Below are 19,504 nucleotides of genomic sequence, written 5' to 3'. Positions count from 1 at the left end.
CGGCCTGTGTGCCGGCATTGCAAATGGCGAGCACAACGCTTGTGTTCGCCTTTGATGTTTCAAGGAAGATGGTTCGATGACGACGCTCACCAATCTGCTGGATTTTGATCCCGCACAGCTTGCCGCCTATTGTGGCGAGCTGGGTGAGAAGCCGTTTCGCGCCAAGCAATTGCAGCGCTGGATTCATCAGTTCGGCGCGAGCGATTTCGATGCGATGACAGATCTGGCCAAGTCGCTGCGCGAAAAGCTCAAGACGCGCGCTGTCATTCAGGCGCCAGCCATTATTTCTGATCACACGTCCGCCGATGGCACACGCAAGTGGCTGGTCGATGTCGGGCAGGGCAATGCAGTCGAGACTGTTTATATTCCCGAAGAAAATCGCGGCACGCTGTGCATTTCCACGCAGGCGGGCTGCGCTGTCAATTGCCGTTTCTGTTCTACCGGCAAGCAGGGTTTCAACCGCAATCTGACGGTGGCCGAAATCATTGGTCAACTGTGGATGGCCGAATTTGAATTGCGTCGCACCAAGGGTATCGAGCCGGGGCCGAAAGGCGAGCGGCAGATTACCAACGTCGTCATGATGGGCATGGGCGAGCCCTTGCTCAATTACGAACCGACTGTCACTGCGTTGCGATTGATGCTCGACGATAACGCCTACGGCCTGTCGCGTCGTCGCGTTACCTTGTCGACCAGTGGCGTGGTACCGATGATTGATAAGCTGTCGCAGGATTGTGCCGTGGCGCTGGCGGTATCGCTGCATGCCTCGAACGATCCCTTGCGTGACGGTCTGGTGCCGTTGAACAAGAAATATCCGTTGGTGGAATTGATGGCGGCGTGCAAGCGCTACCTCGAATTTGCACCACGTGATTTCATTACCTTTGAATATTGCATGCTGGATGGTGTCAACGATACTGATCAGCACGCGCGTGAGCTGATTGCACTGGTTCGTGAGGCTGATGTGCCGTGCAAATTCAATCTGATTCCTTTCAATCCGTTCCCCGAATCCGGTTTATTGCGCTCGCAAAATCCGCGCATCAAGGCGTTTGCCCAAGTCCTGATGGATGCTGGCATCGTCACTACGGTGCGCAAGACGCGCGGTGATGATATCGATGCCGCGTGCGGACAACTGGCCGGGGAGGTCAAAGACCGCACGCGCGTGCAGGAGCGGATGAAGAAAATGGCCGACTATCAGGAAAAATTCGGCAAGAATTTCGGACGTCTCGTGGAGATTTCATCCTGATGAAACATGGTCGCGCTTCGCTTTTTCTTTCGGTCGGTATGGTATGTGTAGCGCTGCTTGCCGGTTGTGCCGGCGGTGGTGCTTCTGTGGCAGGTAGTGATTATCCCGGGCGGCCCGATGCGACCGATGCGCAACGTCGTGCGCATATTCGTTTGCAATTGGCTGCCGAGTATTATCAGCAGCGTCAATATCAGATCGCACTGGATGAAGTCAGGCAGGCGCTGCAGGCAGCGCCCAATTTTGTTGATGCCTACAGCATGGCTGCCTTGATCTATATGGATATGGGCGATACGCGTCTGGCCGAAGAACATTTCGCGCGTGCCTTGCGCCTGGCGCCGGAAGACCCCGACCTCAGCAATAACTATGGCTGGTTCTTGTGTCAGAACGGACGAGCCGAGCAGGCGATTCCCTATTTTGATGCAGCCTTGCGCAATCGCGCTTTTCAGTCTCCTGCACGGGCGATGACGAATGCGGGAGTGTGCAGCATGAAGTTGAACAACCTGGCTGCAGCAGAAAAATACCTGAACGATTCTTTCCGGCTCGATCCTTCTAGTGTGACGACCGCGATCAATCTGGCGAAGCTCTACTATGCGCGCGGCGATTATCGCAACGCACGTTTTTATGCCGGCCGTGCGGCAACATCGGATCAGGTAACGGCGGAAGCCTTGTGGACAGCGATCAAGATCGAGCGTCGCCTGGGCGATCGCGCTGCCGAAGTCAGTCTGGTCACGCAGCTTGGCCGACGTTTTCCGAACTCTGCCGAATTTGCCGCTTATCAGCGCGGAGCTTTCAATGAATGATCAAGTAGTAAATCACGAAGTGAACGACCAACCTGCAGAGCAGGCGACAACAGCAGTTGCTTCCGAGCAGCAGCGTACTTCCGCCGGGACGCAACTGACCATGTTGCGCCAGGCGCGCGGCTGGACTATCGAGCAGGTAGCGAGCCAGCTCAATCTGGCACCACGCCAGGTGGAAGCGCTGGAAACCGATCATTACGAAGCCTTGCCAGGGCTGGTCATCGTGCGCGGTTTTATTCGCGCCTATGCCAAATTGTTGCGTGTCGATCCTGCGCCGATGCTGGCGGCGGTCGAGCCCCAGGCTGCAAGCGCGAATATCTTGCCGGAGCGTGCGCCGTTGTCGGCATCCTTTTCTGAAACAAGTGTGCCGTTTGGCAAACGTAGAGGTCCTTCGCTGCCGATCGTCATTGGGGGTATTGCCGTGCTATGCGGAGTGCTGTTTTTCGCTGCGCAACGATCTGGCTGGATTCCCTCTTTCGATAGAAGCGTTTCAACCGCGCAGGACGGCAGCGTGACCAAGGAGCTGCCAGTCGAAGTGACAACGCCCGTCGAGCCGACAACTCCACAGCAGACCTTCTCTGAAGATGCGCCTCCTTCGGCTGCCGCTTCGCCATCTGAGCCTGCAGTTGTGACGCCGCCTACAGCAGCTTCCGCACCCGCTGCAACAACGAGTGACGTGGCACCTGCGGCCAGCGTGGCTGCACCTAGGCCAGCACCTGCCGCAACCGTCACGAATCCGACTAATACGCAAGCGCCGGCAGTAAATGCAGCCAGCAATCCTGTGGTCGCAGCAGAAGGGCAGAAGCTCTTGGGCTTGCAAGCGAAAGAGGATAGCTGGGTAGAGGTCAAGCGTCCTGATAACAGCATCGTCGTCTCGCGCATTTTCAAGGCGGGATCAAGCGAGTCGTTTGCCATTTCCGGCCCGGTTTCCATCGTGGTGGGCAACGCCAGCGCCGTGACGGTGAGCGTGGCCGGGCAGCCGCTGGAGATCAAGCCCAGCAGCAATAATGTCGCCCGCCTGAATATAAATTAAGTCCATGTCCAGTTCCCCGATTCCTGCCGGCCCTTTGTCGCGCCGCGCCAGCCGTACGGCAATCATTCGTTGCGCGGATCGCGAAGTGCGTATCGGTGGCGATGCGCCGGTTGTCGTGCAGTCCATGACGAATACCGATACGGCAGATGTCATCGCAACAGCCATCCAGATCAAGGAGCTCGCACGTGCAGGTTCCGAGATGGTGCGCATCACCGTCAATTCGGCAGAGGCGGCAGCCGCCGTCCCACATATTTGCGAACAGCTGGCGCGTATGGATGTATCGGTGCCGCTGGTCGGTGATTTTCATTACAACGGCCACAAGCTGCTGACCGAGTATCCCGAATGCGCGAGCATGCTGGCCAAGTACCGTATCAATCCGGGCAATGTCGGCAAGGGTGCCAAGCGCGATACGCAGTTTGCGCAGATGATCGAGGTCGCCTGCCGTCATGACAAACCGGTACGTATCGGTGTGAACTGGGGCAGTCTGGATCAGGAACTGCTGGCCCGCATCATGGACGAAAACGCGGCACGCGCGAATCCGTGGAGTGCGCAAGCCGTCATGTATGAAGCGCTGGTGACATCGGCAATCGAGAATGCGCAGCGTGCCGAAGAAGTCGGCCTTGCCGGCGATCGCATCATCCTGTCGTGCAAGGTGTCGGGTGTGCAGGATTTGATCGCCGTCTATCGCGAACTGGCACGTCGTTGCGATTATCCTTTGCATCTTGGTCTGACTGAGGCGGGCATGGGCAGCAAAGGCATCGTGGCTTCGACGGCTGCCTTGTCGGTTCTGCTGCAGGAAGGCATAGGCGATACCATTCGCATTTCGCTGACGCCGGAGCCAGGCGGCGATCGTACGCGCGAAGTGATCGTTGGGCAGGAAATCTTGCAGACCATGGGTTTGCGCAAATTCACGCCGATGGTCATCGCCTGTCCGGGCTGTGGTCGTACCACGTCAACGGTGTTTCAGGAACTGGCCGATCGCATCCAGACCTATCTGCGCGATCAGATGCCTGTGTGGAAGAAGCAGTATCCGGGCGTGGAGGCGATGAATGTGGCCGTAATGGGCTGCATCGTCAATGGGCCCGGTGAGTCCAAACACGCCAATATCGGTATCAGTTTGCCGGGTACGGGTGAGTCGCCTGCCGCACCGGTATTCGTCGATGGCGAAAAAACCATTACGCTACGCGGCGAGAATATCGCAGAAGAATTCCAGGCGATTGTGCTGGAATATGTAAAGAGCCATTACGGCAAGGAAAACAGCATTGCCTGAGTGATGCGGCAGTGCTGAATCATCCTGTTCGGGAAAACAGAAAATTCATGTCAGAGAACAAGAAAATCGAAAAAATCGTTGGCGTCAAAGGGATGAACGATATCCTGCCGGCTGATGCACCTTTGTGGGAATTGTTTGAAAACACCGTGCACACGGTGCTCAAGAGTTACGGCTTTCAACAGATTCGCACGCCGATTGTCGAGCCGACGGCGCTGTTTGCGCGCGGTCTGGGCGAAGTAACGGATATCGTCGAGAAGGAAATGTATTCCTTTACCGATTCCATGAATGGCGATCAGTTGACCTTGCGCCCTGAGTGCACGGCTGGCGTGGTACGCGCCGCACTCGAACACAATCTGACCTACGACGGTCCTAAACGTCTCTGGTATGCAGGTCCGATGTTTCGTCATGAGCGTCCGCAGCGTGGCCGCTATCGCCAGTTCCATCAGATCGGTGCCGAAGCGATCGGTTTTTCCGGTCCGGATATCGATGCCGAGCTGATCATGATGTGCCAGCGTCTGTGGGATGATCTCGGCTTGCAAGGTGTGCGACTGGAATTGAATTCGATCGGCAATGCCGAAGAACGCAACCGTCATCGCGCCGATCTGATCGCTTATTTTGAGAAACATATCGATGTGCTGGATGCCGAAGCGAAAAAGCGCCTGCACAGCAATCCACTCCGCATTCTGGATACCAAGAATCCGACCATGCAGGATCTGGTCAATGCAGCGCCGAAGCTGCTCGACTATCTGGGTGACGATTCGCGTGCGCATTTCGAAGGCGTACAGAAAATCCTCCGGCATAATGCGATTCCGTTCACGATCAATCCGCGTCTCGTGCGCGGCATGGATTATTACAACCGCACCGTGTTCGAGTGGGTGACCGATCAACTCGGTTCGCAAGGCACGGTATGCGGCGGCGGTCGTTACGATCCGCTGGTCGAAATGTTCGGCGGCAAACCGACGCCGGCATGCGGCTTTGCGATGGGCGTCGAGCGTTTGCTGGAGTTGATGAAAGCTAACGGCGAACAGCTTGCGTCCAACCAGTGCGATGTTTATCTCGTGCATCAGGGTGAAGAGGCGCAATTGCAATCGTCGGTTGTGGCCGAACGCTTGCGTGACGCCGGCCTCGATGTCGTGCTGCATTGCGCTTCGTCAGCCGGTATCGGTAGTTTCAAATCGCAGATGAAGCGTGCGGACGCAAGCGGAGCCGCTTATGCCGTCATCATCGCGGAAGACGAGATCGCCAAGGGTAAGGCAATCGTCAAGGAATTGCGTAACGCCGATGCCAATGGCAATCAGGCCGAAGTACCGTTCGATACCATCGCCGATTATCTGGTGGATCAGATCGTCGGCCACGATCATTCGCACGACGAACACGTTCATTATCATCATTAAAACTGGATCAACATGGCATACGATCACGCAGAACAGGAACAACTCGCCGGGCTGAAATCCTGGTGGGAGCGCTACGGTAATCTGGCGACATGGTTATTGATCATCGCGCTGGCCGCTTTCGCAGCATGGAAGGGCTGGACGTACTACCAGACCAGACAGGCTGCACAGGCAGCACAGCTCTATGAAGAGCTGCAAGGTGCGATCACCGCCAAGGACAAGGAAAAAATCGCGCGTGTAAGCAGCGACATGCAGTCACGTTTTTCCGGGACTGCCTATGCCCAGATGACGGGCTTGGCTGCGGCCAAATCGGCATTCGATGCGGGTGATTTCCAGACAGCCAAGACGCAACTGCAATGGGTGGCCGACAAGGGGCGTAATGAGGAATACAAGGCCATCGCGCGTATTCGCCTGTCCGGTATTCTGCTCGACGAAAAAGCCTATGACGAAGCATTGAAAGTGTTGTCTGGCAAATTCCCTGCTGAATTTGCCGGTTTGGTCGAGGATCGCAAGGGCGATATTTTCGTGGCACAGAACAAGCTTGACGAGGCGCGTGTTGCCTATCAGGCTGCGATGGAAAAAACCGATGCCCGCAGCGCCGGTCGTCAACTTATTCAGATCAAGCTGGATGCGATCGGTGGCGCGCCTGCCGCCAAGGCAGCCTGATAGCTAACAAGAGGAAGCAAGATGCGCGTTACATCCCTGATGTGTTGTGCCGGTATCGTGGTTGCGTTGACCGGCTGTTCGTCCCTGAATCCGTTTGCCAAGAAGCCGAATCCCAAGACCCAGCCGGCACCGCTGGTGGAGTTACAAAACGATGCGCGCATGCGCACTGTATGGTCGGCTTCGGTTGGCAAGGCAGATAAATACGTTTTTACACCGGCACTGGTGGGCAGTAATGTGTACGCCGCTGCTGAAAACGGCAATATCACCAAGCTCGAAGCATCGACCGGTCGCTCGATCTGGCGTATCGATGCCGGTACCCGATTGACGGCTGGCGTTGGCAGCGATGGCCAGAATGTGGTTGTCGTGGGGAACAAGGGTGTGATTCTGGCATTCGATGCCGAAGGTAAGCAGCGCTGGAAGGCGCAAGCCACGAGTGAAGTCTTGTCGGCACCGGCAGTCGCTTTGGGTACGGTTCTGATTCGCAGCATGGACAACCGCGTGACGGCCTACGATGTCGATACCGGTGAACGAAAGTGGAGCATTCAACGCACGGCACCCGCGTTGACGCTGCGTACGGCACCGGGCATTGCGATTGTCGATGGCACAGCCTACGTGGGTTTCGCTGGCGGTCGCTTGCTGGCATTGACGGTTGCAACTGGTGCACCGCGTTGGGAAATGGCTGTGGGTGACCCCCGTGGCGTAACCGAGCTGGAGCGCATTGCCGATATTTCTGGCACGCCAGTCGTTTCGGGGCGCGAAGTGTGTGCCGTGGCTTATCAGGGCCGTGTTGCCTGTTTCGATGCGGCGAGCGGTGCGCCACGCTGGGCTGCGGGCTTGTCGAGCGATGGTGGCGTTGCAGTGGATGAACGCAATGTCTATGTCGCAGACGAGAAAGGCGGTTTGAATGCCTTCTCGCGCATGAGCGGTGCGAGTGCATGGCGTAATACGCAACTCACCAATCGTCGCCTATCGACACCGATCGCGTTCAATAATGTAGTTGCGACGGGCGATTTTGATGGCTACATACATTTCCTCTCCAAGGAAGATGGCAAGCTGCTGGCACGTATCAAGACCGATGGTGGCGCGATTGTGGCACGTCCGCAATTCGCGGATGGCGTCGGTATTTTCCAAACTCAATTAGGATCAGTGGTCGCTGTAGCGACCGAGTAAAGTCATTTCATGAAGCCGGTTATCGCATTAGTAGGTCGACCAAATGTCGGCAAGTCCACGCTCTTCAACCGCCTGACGCGGTCGCGTGATGCCCTGGTGGCCGATCTGCCGGGTTTGACCCGTGACCGGCACTACGGTGAAGGTCGTGTAGGCGAACGTCCGTTTTTGGTGATCGATACCGGCGGTTTCGAGCCTGTTGCCAAGGAAGGCATCATGCATGAAATGGCCAAGCAGACCAAGCAGGCGGTGGCTGAGGCGGATGTCGTCATTTTCATCGTCGATGGACGTCAGGGTCTGACGCCGCACGACAAGACGATTACCGACTTCCTGCGCAAGTCTGGTCGTCACGTCATGCTGGTGGTCAACAAGGCCGAGGGCATGAAGTACACGTCGGTGACTGCGGATTTCTACGAGCTGGGCATGGGCGATCCTTACGTGATTTCGGCTGCACATGGCGATGGCGTGGCTGATCTGGTGGAAGAGTCGCTAGACATCGCATTTGCCCAGCGTCCGCCAGAGGAAGAAGAGCCCGAGACGGGAGGCAAGCACATCAAGCTGGCAATCGTCGGACGTCCGAATGTCGGCAAATCGACGCTGATCAATACGCTGCTCGGCGAAGAGCGTGTGATTGCTTTCGATATGCCGGGTACGACACGCGATTCGATCGAGATTCCCTTCGAGCGTGAAGGACGTCATTACACGCTGATCGATACGGCGGGCATTCGTCGTCGCGGCAAGGTATTCGAGGCCATTGAGAAGTTTTCTGTCGTCAAGACCTTGCAATCGATTTCCGAAGCCAATGTGGTTCTGCTGTTGCTGGATGCACAACAAGATATTTCTGAGCAGGACGCCCATATCGCCGGCTTCATTCTGGAGTCGGGCAGGGCACTGGTGGTTGGTGTCAATAAATGGGATGGCCTAACCAGCGATCAGCGCGATGCCATTAAGATGGATATCGAGCGCAAGCTGAACTTCCTGTCCTTCGCCAAGTTCCATTTCGTTTCAGCGCTGCAGGCGAGCGGCATCGGTCCGATGATGAAATCGGTCAATGCTGCGTATGGAGCAGCCATGGCCAATTTGTCAACGCCAAAGCTGACGCGTGCACTGATCGAAGCCGTCGAACACCAGCAGCCGCGCCGCAAGGGTTCGATCCGCCCCAAAATGCGCTATGCGCATCAGGGCGGCATGAATCCGCCGGTCGTGGTCATTCACGGCAATGCGCTGGAAAGCATCGATGCCAACTACAAGCGCTTCCTTGAAAAACATTTCCGCGAAACTTTTTCTCTGGTGGGTACTCCACTACGTATTGAATTGCGGTCCGGTAAGAATCCATTCAGCCGGTCAGAGAAATAAGACTGTTTGGCGGAATACCGGAAAATCGATTACATTTCCGAGTAGAGACTTTTGAAAAGAAGCAACAGTCTCGTCCTCCACATCACAACAACACAATGGAGCTGTCATGACCAATAAAGGGCAATTGTTACAAGACCCATTTCTGAACGCGCTACGTAAAGAGCACGTTCCTGTTTCGATCTATCTGGTCAACGGCATCAAATTGCAGGGACATATCGAATCGTTCGATCAATATGTCGTCCTGTTGCGCAATACGGTTACCCAGATGGTTTACAAGCACGCCATTTCTACCGTCGTACCTGCCCGTGCAGTCAATCTGAATGTTGAATCCGACGTTGAGTAAACCGCGTTTCGCCAAGCCTTCGGTATCGCACTGATGCGTGCGGTACTCGTAGGCGTAGACTTCGGTAAGGGCGACTTTGCCGCAAGTCTCGAAGAACTCTCCCTCCTTTCCCGCTCTGCTGGTGCCGAACCGATCGTAACGATCACGGGGCGACGCCAGAGTCCGGATGCTGCATTGTTTGTCGGCTCCGGCAAGGCCGAAGAAATTGCCGATGCGATTTTCGATCATGAGATCGAGCTGGTCATTTTCAATCATGCCTTGTCTCCAGCGCAGCAGCGCAATCTTGAGCGCCATCTGAAAGTGCGCGTCATTGATCGCACCAGCCTGATTCTCGATATCTTTGCGCAGCGCGCCAAGAGTCATGAAGGCAAGGTTCAGGTCGAGCTGGCACAGCTTCAGCATCTGGCGACGCGTCTGATTCGCGGCTGGACCCACCTTGAGCGTCAAAAGGGCGGTATAGGTTTGCGCGGCCCCGGTGAAACGCAGCTCGAAACCGATCGTCGATTGCTCGGCGAACGCGTGAAAGCCTTGCGTGCGCGACTCGATAAATTGCACAAGCAGCATGCGACACAGCGTCGTGCGCGCGGGCGCAATCATGTATTTTCCGTTTCGCTGGTCGGCTATACCAATGCCGGCAAATCCACGCTGTTCAATGTGTTGACCAAGGCGCAGGCTTACGCGGCTGACCAGTTGTTTGCTACGCTGGATACGACTTCGCGCCGCATCTATCTGGGTGAGGCCGGCAATATCGTGCTGTCTGATACGGTTGGTTTCATCCGCGAATTGCCGCACCAACTGGTTGCTGCTTTCCGTGCCACGCTGGAAGAGACGATTCATGCCGATCTGTTGCTGCATGTGGTCGATGGCGCGAGCCCGGTTCGCATGGAGCAGATCGAACAGGTCAATATGGTTTTGCGCGAGATCGGCGCTGACCATATTCCACAGATTCTCGTCTGGAACAAGATCGACGCGGCAGGGTTGGAACCTGCTTTGGAGCGTGATGAATATGATAAAATCCGTCGTGTTTTTATCAGTGCCCAGACTGGAAGCGGATTGGATCTATTGCGAGAGGCAATAGCCGAATGTGCGAAGGAGCGCGCCGCTAGCCTTGCAGATGCATCGCAGGTTGTCACCCACGATGCCAATGTTTGACGAATTACTTGGCAATCCAACCTTAACTTTTCAGCCCGGACCGCAATGCTCGTTTCCCTACTCAAAAGAATCGGTTTGAAGTTTTCGCTCAATGATCCCGGCTGGGGTCGTGGTTCACAAGACAATAACAACAGAAATCAGGACGGTAAAAAGCCATCTAACGATGGTCCTCCGGATCTTGATCAACTCTGGCGTGATTTCAATCAGCGCCTTGGCGGCTTGTTCGGTAATCGCAAGGACCGCAACAACGGCGGCGGTAATCGCAACAATAACGATGGCAATGGCGGTGGTGGCCCAAGCTTCAAGCCGAACATGCGAGGTGCCGGTATCGGCGCGGGTGTGATTGCCGGTATCGTCGGCTTTTTGTGGCTGGTCAGTGGTTTCTTCATCGTGCAGGAAGGTCAGACCGGCGTCGTCATGACGTTCGGTAAATACAGCCACATGACGCCTTCCGGTTTCAACTGGCGTTGGCCGACACCGATCCAGAGCCACGAGATCGTGAATGTTTCGCAGGTTCGGACAGTGGAAATCGGTTATCGCGGCAACGTGCGCAACAAGCAGCAGCAGGAATCGCTGATGCTGACCGAAGATGAAAACATCATCGATATCCAGTTCGCCGTGCAGTACACGCTGAAAAACGCATCGGATTGGGTCTTCAACAACCGCGAACAGGACGAGATGGTCAAGCAGGTTGCCGAAACCGCCATTCGCGAGGTGGTCGGTCGCAGCAAGATGGATTTCGTTCTGTACGAAGGTCGCGAGAAAGTCGCTTTCGATACGAGCCAGTTGATGCAGCAGATCGTGGATCGCTATCGTTCCGGCGTGCAGATCACGAATGTGACCATGCAGGCAGTGCAGCCGCCTGAGCAGGTACAGGCTTCGTTCGATGATGCCGTCAAAGCAGGCCAGGATCGCGAACGGCAGAAAAATGAAGGTCAGGCTTATGCGAATGACGTGATTCCGCGTGCGCGTGGTGCCGCAGCACGTCTGATGCAAGAATCTGAAGCATATCGTGACAGTGTGGTTGCCAATGCTGAAGGTGAAGCCAGCCGCTTCAAACAGGTATCCACCGAGTATGCAAAGGCGCCAGCGGTTACACGTGACCGCATGTATCTGGAAACCATGCAAAAGATTTTTGCCAGCACGACCAAAGTCATGGTTGATACAAAGAGCGGTAACAATCTGATCTATCTGCCGCTGGATAAACTGATTTCGCAAACCGCCCAGCCGGCAGCAGCAGGCGCGGCGGGCAATGCCGGCGCTGCGCAGCAATCGGGTGCCGCAGCAACATCGAACGTACGCAACGACCAACATTCTTCCGTGGAGAACCAGGTGCAGCAAGAGTCTCGCGTTCGCGACGAGCGCAGTTCCCGTGATCGGGAGGTACGATAATGAATCGCGCTATTTCCTATCTGATCGCGCTCGGCATCATTCTTGCCGTTTTGTCGTCGACCTTGTTCGTGGTCGATCAGCGTCGCTTTGCCATCGTGTTTGCACTGGGTGAAGTCAAGCAGGTCATCAGCGAACCTGGGCTGCATTTCAAGTTGCCGCCGCCTTTCCAGAATGTCGTCTTTCTGGATAAGCGCATCCTGACGCTGGATACACCGGATGCCGATCGTTTCATCACGGCGGAAAAGAAAAACATTCTGGTTGATGCATTCGTCAAATGGCGCATCGTCGATCCGCGTCTGTATTTCGTCAGCTTCGGCGGCGATGAACGCAGCGCGCAAAATCGCATGGCGCAGATCGTCAAGGCTTCGCTGAACGAAGAGATTACCAAGCGCACCGTGCGTGAAGTGATTTCGGGCGAGCGTAGCAAGGTCATGGATGGCATCCAGCGCAAGGTGACCGAAGAGGCCAAGCAGATTGGCGTTGAAATCGTGGATGTGCGTCTGAAGCGTGTCGATTATGTTGACCAGATCAACAATTCGGTTTTCGAGCGCATGAAGTCGGAACGTGCGCGTGTCGCGAATGAACTGCGTTCGACCGGTGCGGCGGAATCCGAAAAGATTCGTGCGGATGCAGATCGTCAGCGTACGGTGATTTTGGCAGAGGCCTATCGCGATGCTGAGCGTATTCGCGGTGAGGGCGATGCCAAGGCAACCCAGATTTATGCGCAGGCGTTCGGACAAAATCCGGACTTCTATAAGTTTTATCGTAGCCTCGAGGCTTATCGCGCCAGCTTCAAGACACGTAACGATATGCTTGTGATCGATCCGAATTCGGAGTTCTTCAAATACTTTAAAAACCCGGCGGCTGGCGGTCGCTGAGACCACGGCCCAATCGCCCGCACTGCAAACTGAAGCGATTGCCTGATTCGGGCAATTGCTTCATTGCTTTTCTGGCCTTGCATTGCTGATTCCTTTACTTTCCTGATTCATTGCGGTCCTGTCATGCCCAACTGGCTTTTGCCCGAAAATATTGCCGATGTCTTGCCGTCCGAGGCGCGCAAGATCGAAGAATTGCGTCGCGCCATTCTCGATAACTTCCATCTGTATGGCTACGAGCTGGTCATGCCACCCATGCTGGAGTATCTGGAGTCATTGCTGGCAGGAGCCGGTCACGACATGGATCTGCGTACCTTCAAGCTGGTCGATCAGCTTTCGGGGCGTACGATGGGTGTGCGTGCCGATATGACGACGCAGGTTGCGCGTATCGATGCGCATCTGCTCAATCGCGATTCCGTTACGCGCCTTTGTTATTCGGGCAGCGTGCTGCATACGCGTCCGAACGGTTTTCATGCAACGCGCGAACCGCTGCAGATCGGTGCCGAGATTTACGGTCATGCAGGTTTGGAGGCGGATGCCGAGATTCAGGAATTGGCCTTGTCCACCTTGTCGCTAGCCGGTTTTGCCGAAGTGCGCATGGATCTTTGCCATGTTGGCGTGCTGCGTGCGCTGTTGGAAAGCGACGATCAGGCGCGACGCGACGAAGATGCCCTGTATACTGCTCTGCGTGCCAAGGATGTGCCGGCATTGGAGGGGATGGCCGCAGCCTATGCGCCGGCAACCCGTGCAGCGTTGCTGGCGTTGCCGACGTTATATGGCGGTGTCGATGTATTGTCGCGCGCGCGCGCTTCGCTGCCGGCCTTGCCAGGCATCGTGCGCGCGTTGGACGAATTGGAAGCACTGATCGCCTTGGCTGGTCAAGCCAATGTCACGGTCGATCTGGCCGATCTGGGCGGCTATCAATACGAAAGCGGCACCATGTTCGCGCTGTATGTGCCGGGATTGCCGAATGCGGTGGCACGTGGTGGTCGTTATGATCATGTCGGTGAAACTTTCGGACGTGCACGGCCGGCAACCGGTTTTTCGCTGGACCTGCGCGAACTGGCGCGTTTGCTGCCTGGTGCGGCTCGCAAATGTGCGATTCATGCGCCGTGGGGACGCGACGCCGCATTGAAGAAAAAGATTGATGGCTTGCGCAAGGCAGGCGAGATCGTGATTCAAAGCCTGCCGGGTAGCGAAAACGATCAGGACGAGTTCGAGTGCGATCGCGTGCTCGTACTTGAAGATGGCAACTGGATTATCAAAAATTTGGGTTAAGTGATGTCTACACAAAGCAATGCAAAAAACGTCGTCGTCGTTGGTACGCAGTGGGGCGATGAAGGTAAGGGCAAGATCGTCGATTGGCTGACCGATCACTCGCAAGGCGTGGTGCGTTTCCAGGGCGGTCACAACGCCGGTCACACGCTCGTCATCGGCGGACACAAGACGGCATTGCAACTGATTCCGTCGGGCATCATGCGCGAAGGCGTTGCCTGCTACATCGGCAATGGTGTGGTGCTGTCCGTGCCTGATTTGCTGCGCGAAATAGACAAGCTGCAAGCCATCGGTGTCGAAGTCCCATCGCGCCTGAAAATTTCCGAAGCATGCCCGATCATTCTGCCTTATCACGTGGCACTCGATGTTGCGCGTGAAGTCAAGCGTGGCGATGCCAAGATCGGCACCACCGGTAAGGGCATTGGTCCGGCCTACGAAGACAAGGTAGCGCGCCGCGCGATTCGCGTTGCCGACCTGCTCAATGAAAAGCGCTTTGCCGAAAAGCTGCTTGAAAATCTCGATTACCACAACTTCGTGCTGACCAATTACCTCAAGGTGCAGCCGATCGATTATCAAAAGACACTCGACGATGCGCTGGCCGATGTGCCGCGTCTGCGCCCGATGGTTGCGGATGTATCGAGCGCCTTGTATGCGACGCATGCAGCCGGTGGCAATCTCTTGTTCGAAGGTGCGCAAGGCAGCCTGCTGGACGTCGATCACGGCACGTATCCATACGTTACTTCGAGCAACTGCGTGGCTGGTAATGCATCGACCGGTGCTGGCGTTGGCCCCGATATGCTGCATTACGTCATGGGCATCACCAAGGCTTACACCACACGCGTCGGCTCTGGCCCGTTCCCTTCGGAACTGCCAACCGATGATGGCATCGGCAAGCATTTGGCCACCGTTGGTCACGAGTTCGGTACTGTGACCGGTCGTCCGCGTCGCTGCGGCTGGTTCGATGCAGCCTTGCTCAAGCGTTCGGTACAGATCAATGGCGTTACCGGCATGTGCCTGACCAAGCTTGACGTGATGGATGGTCTGGAAACGATTCGCCTGTGTACGGGTTACATGTTGAATGGCAAGAAGATCGACATCTTCCCGGTCGGCGCTGAAGACGCAGCCGGTTGCGAAGCGATCTACGAAGAAATGCCAGGCTGGAAGGAAACGACCGTTGGCGCAAAGTCGCTGGATGTATTGCCGGCCAATGCGCGTGCCTACATCAATCGCATTGAAGAGCTCGTCGGCGTGCCGATCGACATGATTTCGACCGGCCCGGATCGCGAAGAGACGATCGTTTTGCGTCATCCATTCAAGTAATCCTCGTTTCACGTCCTTGCAGAATGCATCCCATGCCGGAATCGACCGATAGCGATCTTTGGGTTACATGGGATGCCTACCACCTTGCGATCGAACGACTCGCGTTGCTGGTGCATGAATCCGGTTGGAAATTCGATCAAGTGCTGTGTCTGGCGCGTGGTGGTTTGCGGCCGGGCGATGTGTTTTCGCGCATCTTCGATGTGCCACTGGCGATTCTCTCTACCAGTTCCTATCGCGAAGCAAATGGCATGCAGCAGGGGGCGCTGGATATTGCCTCACATATCACGACTACCGAGGGCGCCTTGCAGGGCAGGGTGTTGCTGATCGATGATCTTGTAGATTCAGGCGTGACGCTTGCACGCGTGCAGGAACATCTGTCCCAGTATTTTCCTGCGGTCACGGAAGTGAAAACAGCCGTCATCTGGTACAAAGCCTGCTCGGTTTTTCGGCCTGATTTCTATCTCGAGTATCTCTCGACCAATCCATGGATTCATCAGCCTTTTGAGGAATACGATGGCATTCGTGCACATCAATTGGCTGCATGGATGAAAAAAGGCGAGGGGCTGACAGATTTGTCGTGACGTTGTCATGCGCAGCTTGCATGATGAGCAGGATGGCAAGCTTGATGATGTATTGGCGGTATGGGGGCTTTCCACATCACATCAATGCCGGCAACAAAATGGAAAAACGGTCCAGAAATGAAAAAACCCGTTGACGAATCAACGGGTTTTTAATGTTTGGTGCCCACGGAGGGACTCGAACCCCCACACCTCGCGGCACATGGACCTGAACCATGCGCGTCTACCAATTCCGCCACGTGGGCCTTACTGCTCTGAAATATGCTGCGTTTCAGAAAGATGAGAAGTATAACGGATATTCCGGCAGTGTCAACAGGGTTTTTGCAGGAATTTGTGCATTGCATGTTTGCATGCAAATATCAGCACGCTCCGTTACACTGACTTCGTTCCAACAACAATTAAATAGAAACAGCTTTTGAGCCAATACACCTACACGATTCCCAGCCGCGAAGAAATTCTCGGTCTATTGCGCATTGCGGCGACGCCGCATGATGCGCCGTCCCTCGCCACCGCACTAAACGTCAAGCCAGAAGAAATGGATGGCTTGATGCGGCGACTCAACGCCATGGAGCGCGACGGGCAAATCAAGCCCGACCGTCATGGCAATTATCAGCTTGCGAACTCTTCCAATTTCATCGAAGGCCGGGTCAGCAGCCACCGTGATGGCTATGGTTTTTTGATTCCCGACGACGCCAGTTCGGATATCTTTTTGCCCGAAAAGGAAATGCAGAAAGTATTGAACGGCGATCGCGTACAGGTACGCATCATCGGTACCGACCGTCGCGGACGTCCGGAAGGCACGATTGTGGAAGTGGTGGCGCGTGCCAATACCCACATCATCGGACGCCTGCTCAATGAAAACGGCGTCTGGATAGTTGCCCCGGAAGACAATCGGATCGGGCAGGACATCATCCTTTCCGGTTCGCCTGGCAAGGCCAAGGCCGGGCAGGTCGTCAGCGTCGAGCTGACCGAGCAGCCTTCGCGCTTCAGCCAGCCGGTCGGCAAGATTGCTGAAGTGTTGGGCGATATCGATGATCCCGGCATGGAGATTGAAATTGCGGTGCGCAAATATGGTGTGCCGCATGAATTTTCCGAAGCGGCGCGTAAAGCCGCCGCGAAGTTGCCTGGTGAAGTACGTGCAGTCGATCTGCATGATCGCGTCGATCTGCGTGACGTGCCATTGGTAACCATCGATGGTGAAGATGCGCGTGACTTCGACGACGCTGTTTACTGCGAGCCATGCAAGATTGGTCGTAGCGATGGCTTCCGTCTGATCGTGGCGATTGCCGATGTCAGTCATTACGTCAAGCCGGGCGAACCGCTTGATAGCGATGCGATTGAACGCAGTACGTCGGTGTATTTCCCGCGTCGCGTGATTCCGATGTTGCCCGAGAAATTGTCGAATGGCTTGTGCTCGCTGAATCCGGGTGTTGATCGTCTGACGCTGGTGTGCGATGCCGTCATTACGACGAAAGGTGAGATCAAGGCCTATCAGTTCTATCCTGCCGTGATTCATTCGGCAGCGCGCCTGACCTATACGGAAGTCGCAGCCATTCTTAGCAATACTAAGGGCGTGGAAGCGACGCGCAAGCCAGCACTCGTGCCACATTTACTCAATCTGTATGCCGTTTATCAGGCCTTGCTGCAGGCGCGCCAGGTACGCGGTGCAATCGATTTCGAGACGACAGAAACCTATATCGTCTGCAATGAAGTCGGCAAGATTCAGCAGATTCTGCCGCGCACGCGCAATGATGCGCACAAGCTCATCGAAGAATGCATGCTGGCGGCCAACGTCTGTGCTGCCGATCTGCTTGAGCGTCACAAGCATCCGGGCCTGTATCGCGTGCATGCCTTGCCAACCGAGGAAAAACTTAATCAGGTACGGACCTTCCTGAAACAGGTTGGGCTGAATCTGGGCGGTGGCAACAAGCCGGCTGCAGCTGACTATGCCGAGCTGATGGGCAAGATCAAGAACCGTCCGGATGCCACGCTGTTGCAAACCATGTTGCTGCGTTCCATGCAGCAGGCAGTCTACAGTCCGGACAATATCGGCCACTTCGGCTTGTCGTATGAAGCGTACGCGCATTTCACGAGTCCGATTCGTCGCTATCCCGATTTGCTGACGCATCGCGCCATCAAGGCCGTGTTGCAAGGCAAGCGTTATACGCCTAAGGGCATTGATACCAGTTCGCTTAACACCATGCTGTCGCCGGCTGCGCGCAAGAAGCAGGCGCAGGATCGTGCCGAAGGCAAGAAGAAAGCGGAAGGCGATCTCGCCATCTGGGAAGCGCTGGGCATTCACTGCTCCGCCAACGAGCGACGTGCCGATGAGGCATCGCGCGATGTAGAGGCATGGCTCAAGTGCTACTTCATTCGCGACAAGCTGGGTGAAGAATTCACCGGCGTGATTTCGGGTGTGGCCAATTTCGGTATCTTCGTCCAGCTCGATGCCTTGTATATCGAAGGCATGGTACATGTCACGGAACTCGGCGCTGATCACTTCAAGTTTGACGACGCTCGCCACGAGTTGCGCGGCGAGCGTACGGGTATTCGCTATCAGTTGACCGATCGCGTGACGGTGCAGGTCAGCCGGGTCGATCTCGATGCACGCAAGATCGATTTGCGTCTTGTAGATGAGCCGGGTATTCGTACCTTGTTGAAGAACGAGGCGCGCAAGGCCGATGCCAAGCATGATCCGGCAGCGAAAAAAGCGGCAAAGAAAGCAGGCAAGCCGGCCGTCAAGAAAACGGCAACGTCAGTCGAATCGGCGGCACAGGGCAAGCTCAAAGGCAAACGTGCTACGGCACCGCGCAAACAGGGAGCGCCATCGACACGGTCGCGCTCCAGCAAGAAGAAGCGTTAATTCATGAAAAGCAAGATGATTTTCGGCTTCCATGCCGTGACGGCGCGTTTGCGCCATGAAGCCTCGTCGGTTGAGGAAATCTATATCGATGCCGGTCGGCACGATCAGCGAATGCGCGAACTGGTCAAGGCTGCGGAAGCGGCACGTGTGCGCATCATCCCGGTGGACGATACGCGACTCAACAATATCGTCGGCACACGTCGGCATCAGGGTGTCGTGGCCAAGGCCAGCCCGCTCTCGCTAGCACGCAATCTGGACGAGTTGCTCGATGCGGTCGAAGGGCCGCCTTTGTTGCTCGTTCTCGACGGCATTACCGATCCACACAATCTCGGCGCCTGCCTGCGTGTGGCGGATGGCGCCGGTGCACATGCCGTCATCGCCCCCAAGGATCGGGCGGTCGGTTTGAATGCGACGGCAGCCAAGGTTGCCAGCGGTGCAGCAGATACCGTGCCGTACATCACGGTGACGAATCTTGCGCGTACCTTGCGCGAGTTGAAAGAGCGCGAGATTTTGCTGATCGGCACCAGTGACGATGCCGAAAAAGGTTTGTACGAAGCGGATTTTTCCGGTCCTGCAGCATTGGTGATGGGATCCGAAGGTGAGGGCATGCGCCGCCTGACCCGCGAAACCTGCGATGTGTTGGTGAATATTCCCATGTTCGGCGCGGTGGAAAGCCTCAACGTCTCAGTGGCGTCCGGCGTCTGCCTGTACGAAGCGCGTCGCCAGCGTATTGCCGTCTAAGGCCATCGGATTGCCGTCTTTCCTGCCTGCATGTGTCGGGCAGAG

The 19,504-nt window shown here is 55.9% G+C and carries 17 protein-coding genes and 1 tRNA gene; 17 read left to right on the top strand and 1 reads right to left on the bottom strand.

What is annotated here, in order from left to right:
• Nucleotides 1-76 precede the first annotated feature (76 nt).
• The 15 genes from rlmN (at nucleotide 77) to QZ725_RS04615 (ending at nucleotide 15,858) form a co-directional block, all read left to right on the top strand.
• A complete protein-coding gene (rlmN, locus tag QZ725_RS04685) occupies nucleotides 77-1,240 on the top strand; it encodes a 23S rRNA (adenine(2503)-C(2))-methyltransferase RlmN (protein ID WP_293776800.1) in 1,164 nt (387 codons plus the stop codon).
• Nucleotides 1,240-2,040: a type IV pilus biogenesis/stability protein PilW gene (gene pilW / locus QZ725_RS04680; protein ID WP_293776797.1), complete on the top strand. Its 801-nt coding sequence runs from the start codon at nucleotides 1,240-1,242 to the stop codon at nucleotides 2,038-2,040. Before rlmN ends, pilW begins: the two co-directional genes overlap by 1 nt.
• Nucleotides 2,033-3,070, top strand: a complete 1,038-nt coding sequence (locus tag QZ725_RS04675) for a RodZ domain-containing protein (RefSeq protein ID WP_293776794.1) — start codon at nucleotides 2,033-2,035, stop codon at nucleotides 3,068-3,070. The genes pilW and QZ725_RS04675 overlap by 8 nt, the downstream gene beginning before the upstream one ends.
• A gap of 4 nt (nucleotides 3,071-3,074) precedes the next feature.
• On the top strand, nucleotides 3,075-4,340 hold the full coding sequence (gene ispG / locus QZ725_RS04670; RefSeq protein WP_293776791.1) for a flavodoxin-dependent (E)-4-hydroxy-3-methylbut-2-enyl-diphosphate synthase: 1,266 nt from the start codon (nucleotides 3,075-3,077) through the stop codon (nucleotides 4,338-4,340).
• 47 nt (nucleotides 4,341-4,387) lie between these two features.
• Nucleotides 4,388-5,734 (top strand): histidine--tRNA ligase, encoded by a 1,347-nt coding sequence (gene hisS, locus QZ725_RS04665; protein ID WP_293776789.1) that lies wholly within the window; start codon nucleotides 4,388-4,390, stop codon nucleotides 5,732-5,734.
• Nucleotides 5,735-5,746: 12 nt separating this feature from the next.
• Nucleotides 5,747-6,397, top strand: coding sequence for a tetratricopeptide repeat protein (locus QZ725_RS04660; protein WP_293776787.1), 651 nt, complete (start codon nucleotides 5,747-5,749; stop codon nucleotides 6,395-6,397).
• 21 nt (nucleotides 6,398-6,418) lie between these two features.
• Nucleotides 6,419-7,567 carry an outer membrane protein assembly factor BamB gene (gene bamB, locus QZ725_RS04655; RefSeq protein WP_293776784.1) on the top strand — a complete coding sequence of 383 codons (1,149 nt, stop codon included), beginning with the start codon at nucleotides 6,419-6,421 and terminating at the stop codon, nucleotides 7,565-7,567.
• Between the two features lie 9 nt (nucleotides 7,568-7,576).
• Nucleotides 7,577-8,920 (top strand): ribosome biogenesis GTPase Der, encoded by a 1,344-nt coding sequence (gene der / locus QZ725_RS04650; protein WP_293776781.1) that lies wholly within the window; start codon nucleotides 7,577-7,579, stop codon nucleotides 8,918-8,920.
• A gap of 106 nt (nucleotides 8,921-9,026) precedes the next feature.
• Entirely contained in the window at nucleotides 9,027-9,263 is a 237-nt protein-coding gene (gene hfq, locus QZ725_RS04645; protein WP_188379479.1) for an RNA chaperone Hfq, read from the top strand.
• Between the two features lie 33 nt (nucleotides 9,264-9,296).
• Nucleotides 9,297-10,415: a GTPase HflX gene (hflX, locus tag QZ725_RS04640; protein WP_293776770.1), complete on the top strand. Its 1,119-nt coding sequence runs from the start codon at nucleotides 9,297-9,299 to the stop codon at nucleotides 10,413-10,415.
• Nucleotides 10,416-10,460: 45 nt separating this feature from the next.
• Nucleotides 10,461-11,807, top strand: coding sequence for an FtsH protease activity modulator HflK (hflK, locus tag QZ725_RS04635; RefSeq protein ID WP_293776768.1), 1,347 nt, complete (start codon nucleotides 10,461-10,463; stop codon nucleotides 11,805-11,807).
• The gene (gene hflC, locus QZ725_RS04630) at nucleotides 11,807-12,685 is read left to right on the top strand and encodes a protease modulator HflC (RefSeq protein WP_293776765.1); all 879 of its coding nucleotides are present in this window, start codon (nucleotides 11,807-11,809) and stop codon (nucleotides 12,683-12,685) included. The genes hflK and hflC overlap by 1 nt, the downstream gene beginning before the upstream one ends.
• 123 nt (nucleotides 12,686-12,808) lie before the next feature.
• Nucleotides 12,809-13,960 carry an ATP phosphoribosyltransferase regulatory subunit gene (locus QZ725_RS04625; RefSeq protein WP_293776762.1) on the top strand — a complete coding sequence of 384 codons (1,152 nt, stop codon included), beginning with the start codon at nucleotides 12,809-12,811 and terminating at the stop codon, nucleotides 13,958-13,960.
• Nucleotides 13,961-13,963: 3 nt separating this feature from the next.
• A complete protein-coding gene (locus tag QZ725_RS04620) occupies nucleotides 13,964-15,277 on the top strand; it encodes an adenylosuccinate synthase (protein ID WP_293776760.1) in 1,314 nt (437 codons plus the stop codon).
• A 32-nt stretch (nucleotides 15,278-15,309) separates the two neighbouring features.
• Nucleotides 15,310-15,858 carry a phosphoribosyltransferase family protein gene (locus QZ725_RS04615; protein WP_293776757.1) on the top strand — a complete coding sequence of 183 codons (549 nt, stop codon included), beginning with the start codon at nucleotides 15,310-15,312 and terminating at the stop codon, nucleotides 15,856-15,858.
• Nucleotides 15,859-16,015: 157 nt separating this feature from the next.
• Here the strand turns inward: QZ725_RS04615 and QZ725_RS04610 are convergent.
• Nucleotides 16,016-16,100 (bottom strand) — tRNA-Leu (locus tag QZ725_RS04610).
• A gap of 170 nt (nucleotides 16,101-16,270) precedes the next feature.
• Here QZ725_RS04610 and rnr point away from each other — a divergent pair.
• The gene (gene rnr, locus QZ725_RS04605; protein ID WP_293776754.1) at nucleotides 16,271-18,718 is read left to right on the top strand and encodes a ribonuclease R; all 2,448 of its coding nucleotides are present in this window, start codon (nucleotides 16,271-16,273) and stop codon (nucleotides 18,716-18,718) included.
• Between the two features lie 3 nt (nucleotides 18,719-18,721).
• Entirely contained in the window at nucleotides 18,722-19,459 is a 738-nt protein-coding gene (gene rlmB / locus QZ725_RS04600) for a 23S rRNA (guanosine(2251)-2'-O)-methyltransferase RlmB (RefSeq protein ID WP_293776751.1), read from the top strand.
• Nucleotides 19,460-19,504 lie beyond the last annotated feature (45 nt).

This window comes from uncultured Oxalicibacterium sp. (assembly GCF_913776015.1).
GTDB lineage: Bacteria > Pseudomonadota > Gammaproteobacteria > Burkholderiales > Burkholderiaceae_D > Oxalicibacterium.
Note: the sequence above shows the minus strand (reverse complement) of the source record. Positions and strands in the feature narration are given on the sequence as shown.